The following is a 4,252-nucleotide window of genomic DNA, read 5'->3' as shown; positions in this document are numbered from 1 at the left end:
ACTGAGCCACGCGCAGTAGCCACTCCCCGCGCCGCGTCTGCAAATCCCCCATAAATCCTCCTTGATAAAAACCTCAGCATGACGAAAAAAGGAAAGGGCGTTTAGATGGGAGGGCTAGGCGCTTACAGAGCAATGGGATTTGGGTAAGGAGGATGAGAGCCATTTTTTTAACGTGGATCAACATGGTTTTTTCATGGGATTTCTGGACGGGGTCCCGGTCTCAGCGATTTCTATTGTTAACTTTGACGATCATTATGCTCACCTTGGGCATTACCTTGTCGCCCCTTCTGTACGGGGCAATGGGCTGGGGCTAAGGCTATGGGAAACGGCAATTTCGCATGCAGGAGAACGTACCATCGCACTGGATGGTATGCCAGTCCAGGCTGGCAACTACGAAAAATGGGGATTTAAAACGCATTACCGCACTTTACGCCTCAGTGGAATACTGACTCACCGGCCACAGCAGCAGGAAATAAGTGAAGCAGTAACACACAGCAACATTAATGAAGTGATCCATTATGACCATACTTGTGTGGGCGTACTGCGTGAGCGTTTACTGAGTAATTGGTTTCAGGGTGCCGGGAGAATGGGGATACTTACCCGGGACTCCTCGGCAATTAACGGCCTGATTGGTGTCAGGCGCTCCAGTGCGGGTTACCGGCTGGGCCCTTTTTATGCAGAAAACGACTACGTAATGAATACGCTTTTTAATGGCGCGTTAGCAGAAATCCCGCTGGGCAGCCGCATTACGCTGGATGTTCCTGAAACAGCAACAGACATCATCCGGATGGCTGGTGACTATGGCTTAAAAGAAATATTCCACACATTCCGGATGTATCGAGGCCACGCCCCCAAAGAACTGGTCAGCCACATAAAAGCCATCACCTCCCTAGAGTTAAGTTAATTCATCTCTCAGGGGTGGCATCAGGTAGCAGCATGCTTTCTTATTCATATTTGAGGAAAAAAAATGTATACAGAATCCGATGTGGCAACACCAATGACTGACCAGGAACAAATCGATGAGCATGCCTTATTTGATACTCCAACTCTGTTTGAGTGGATGGGAGGGCGTGCAGTATTACGCCATCTGCTAGAAACATTTCACGCAAAAACAAAAATAGATCCTGTGCTTGCCCCAATGTTTGAGCACGTTCCTGATAACCATGCGGAGCACTTAGCTATGTGGTTTGAAGAAGTGTTTGGCGGCATGCCCCGTTATACCGATGAACGAGGTGGATTCAAAACCATGATAGGTATGCACCGTAACCGTTGTATACAATCAGAACAGCGTGCTCGCTGGGTAACGTTGCTAATGGAAACTGCGGATGAAATCGGCTTGCCGGCAGATCCTGAGTTTCGCTCAGCGTTTACCGCTTACGTAGAATGGGGCTCACGCCGTGCTCAAAGAAACTCTCAAACTGATGCTCCGCCATCATGCCGTGTAACAGTACCTAAATGGGGCTGGGGTGAAGCCCCGCCAGGAACGGTATAAAACAGAAAGCCGCTGAGGCCTCTGTTTAAAGTAATACAGCATAAATCAGGGCGGCCTATTTAAGAAACGGGAATAGGCTGCCCGTCAATCAATAAGTCATACCGTCTGGAAAGTCAGATATGAAATGTGAAAACATTGGATTTCAGGTTGCCCCTGCAGAGAATCAGGAACAACTTTGGGCAAGACTACAGACTGGAATTGCAGAACTAAAAGAAAGTGAACCTGTCGTATTTTTCTTTATGCAGGAAGTGCTGGGCAACACCAATAATTTCTCATCAGCCTTGGCTGCCATGCTTTGCCACTATTTATTTCCCGATCAGGCCCAAAATACCTTGTATCACCGCCTGTTACTCAACACCATAGAAGAACATAAAGAAATATGCCAAGCAGCCATCAGGGACTTAGGCGCATTTTGTGAGCGAGACCCAGCCTCTCTGTGCATGTTACAGGTGTTCTTTTTTAATAAAGGATTTATTGCGCTGCAAGCATATCGTGTAGCACATATGCTTTGGAATAAACAGCAGTTTCAATTTTCCGCACTGATGTTGCAATTGCGCATATCCATGAACTTTGGGGTAGATATTCACCCTAAGGCGAGTATTGGCTCAGGAATTTTCCTGGATCATGCAACCGGCTTGGTCATTGGTGAAACTGCCGTAGTTGAAGACAATGTGTCTATTTTTCACGAAGTAACTTTAGGAGGGACTGGCAAGCATCGTGGTGACCGGCATCCAAAGATTCGCAAAGGTGCTGTGTTATTTGCCGGAGCCAAAATTCTGGGGAATATAGAAGTTGGAGCAGGTGCCATCGTTGCTGCTGGCAGCATTGTTCTTGACCATGTGCCTGCACATGCCACAGTAGCAGGCACTCCCGCACGCATTGTCAAAAGTAAATGAGGGGGCGGCGGAAGCTTTTACATTGATCCAATGTAAGGGCTCAGTCGCTCCGCAACAATATTTATGCACCAGCACTATGGATGGCTGGCTTGTGATTATTTTGAAAGTCTTATTAAAAGAACAAGAAACTGCAACATATGGGATTGGGTGGTATCACCCCGAAACAAAAACTGGCATTACATACCTGGCCCCTACTTTTATGTGAGCTTAAAAATGGAAGGATTACCACAGGTAAAGCAATGTCCAATTTACACCAAATGTTGAACACACCTTAGTGCAGAGATCATTTCTCATGCGGCCTATCATGAGGGGAAAGCGCACTAGGGCACTTTTCGCTCTGGCACATGCTCCAGCAAATGTGCGACAAATCGGGTGAGCTTTGGCAGGGGACGCAAGTCTTGTCGATACAAGATATGTACAGGGTGGGGCTTGGGTGTATAGGTTTGCAGTACTTGTACCAACGTTCCACTTGCCAAATCATGAGCCACCAGAACCTCCGGTTGCAGCAACAATCCTGCACCTGCGATTGCTGCCATGCGCAAGCCGTTGCCGTCATTGCAAGTGAACACAGATTCTGTCACTAAGCGCTGATTGCCCCCATCCTCGAGCCTCCAGTTGCTACGACCATTCCATACTGAATGAGATAGGCAGTGATGAGCACTCAGATCCTGTGGTGTCTCCGGATACCCATATTGAGCGAGATAGTTCGGCGAAGCGCAGATCACCATGTGGTACATGGTCAACGGCTTTGCAATCAGATCGTCATCGCCCAGTTCGCCAATGCGGATCACCAGATCAAAACCTTCCTCAATCAGGTTGACTTTGCGGTTGCTTAACTCCAGCTCCACGCGCACAAGTGGGTACAACTGCCTGAATGTCGCGGCCAGCGGAGCGATGATACAGGCTCCAAAAGTGATCGGTGCGCTAATACGCAAAGTGCCAGATGGGGACTCACGTAGTCGCTCGACTGACGTTTCTGCGATACGAATATGTTCGAGTGCACGCTTTGCATCCTCGTAAAAAACACGACCGGCATCAGTTAGATGTTGGCGTCGTGTCGTACGTTCCAGCAGCCTCGCACCGAGACGCTCTTCAAGCTCGCGGATGTATTTGCCAACCATTACAGCGGATATGTCCAGGCGCTGCGCTGCCTCGGTGAAGTTTCCTCCCTCAACGACGGCAACGAAGGTTTCCATGGCACGAAGTCTATCCATATTACAAACCAAGAGTTAGTAGTGTTAGCAATTAAAGCACATTTATGATTTCTGTGATTCGGAGAAGAATGATGACGTTTCAATCTAAATTCGAAAAGGAGTGCTTTATGAATATCGTCGTAATCGGTGCCGGTGGGGATGTTGGTCGTTCTGTGGCGGATGAACTTGCACGTAACGGCAAACACGAAGTCATTCGTGTCGGTCGCACACGGGGTGATCATCTGGTTGACATCACCAGCGATGACAGTGTGAGCGCGCTGTTCGATCAGTTAGGCAGCGTTGATGCCATCGTCGTTGCCGCAGGCAATGTCATTTTGGCACCAGTTGAAAAAATGACGCCGGCCGATTTCCTTCGCGGTTTGCAAGATAAACTACTCAGTCAGGTGCGCGTCGCATTGATTGGTCAACATTATCTGAGCGACGGAGGCTCAATAACGCTGACCTCCGGTATTGCCGTGGATGATCCGATTGCGCAGGGCTCCCATGCCGCAGCGTCGAATGCAGGGATTGAAGGATTCGTTCAGGCCCCCTGTGTCAGGATAGTTGAGATACTCCCTTTTCAGGGATTCCAACTTACTCAGGGGGCTGGTTACTTATCATGTCGCGTATTCCCAAGGCTCGTAAAGATGCCATTTTAAGCAAAATGCTTG

General features: G+C 48.6%; 5 protein-coding genes. 4 read left to right on the top strand and 1 reads right to left on the bottom strand.

Annotated features, from left to right (window positions below):
- Positions 1–139: 139 nt before the first annotated feature.
- The 3 genes from CSQ88_RS21945 (at position 140) to epsC (ending at position 2,388) form a co-directional block, all read left to right on the top strand.
- Positions 140–904, top strand: coding sequence for a GNAT family N-acetyltransferase (locus CSQ88_RS21945; protein ID WP_099400189.1), 765 nt, complete (start codon positions 140–142; stop codon positions 902–904).
- Positions 905–967: 63 nt separating this feature from the next.
- Positions 968–1,492, top strand: coding sequence for a group II truncated hemoglobin (locus tag CSQ88_RS21940; protein WP_218963180.1), 525 nt, complete (start codon positions 968–970; stop codon positions 1,490–1,492).
- A 119-nt stretch (positions 1,493–1,611) separates the two neighbouring features.
- The gene (epsC, locus tag CSQ88_RS21935) at positions 1,612–2,388 is read left to right on the top strand and encodes a serine O-acetyltransferase EpsC (protein ID WP_099400188.1); all 777 of its coding nucleotides are present in this window, start codon (positions 1,612–1,614) and stop codon (positions 2,386–2,388) included.
- Between the two features lie 320 nt (positions 2,389–2,708).
- Here epsC and CSQ88_RS21930 read toward each other — a convergent pair whose 3' ends face one another.
- On the bottom strand, positions 2,709–3,602 hold the full coding sequence (locus tag CSQ88_RS21930) for a LysR substrate-binding domain-containing protein (protein ID WP_099400187.1): 894 nt from the start codon (positions 3,600–3,602) through the stop codon (positions 2,709–2,711).
- Positions 3,603–3,709: 107 nt separating this feature from the next.
- Between CSQ88_RS21930 and CSQ88_RS21925 the strand changes: the two genes are divergently transcribed.
- The gene (locus CSQ88_RS21925; RefSeq protein ID WP_099400186.1) at positions 3,710–4,240 is read left to right on the top strand and encodes a short chain dehydrogenase; all 531 of its coding nucleotides are present in this window, start codon (positions 3,710–3,712) and stop codon (positions 4,238–4,240) included.
- Positions 4,241–4,252: the final 12 nt, after the last annotated feature.

Source organism: Iodobacter sp. BJB302 (assembly GCF_002735645.1).
GTDB lineage: Bacteria > Pseudomonadota > Gammaproteobacteria > Burkholderiales > Chitinibacteraceae > Iodobacter.
This window is presented reverse-complemented; position numbering and strand designations above follow the sequence as displayed.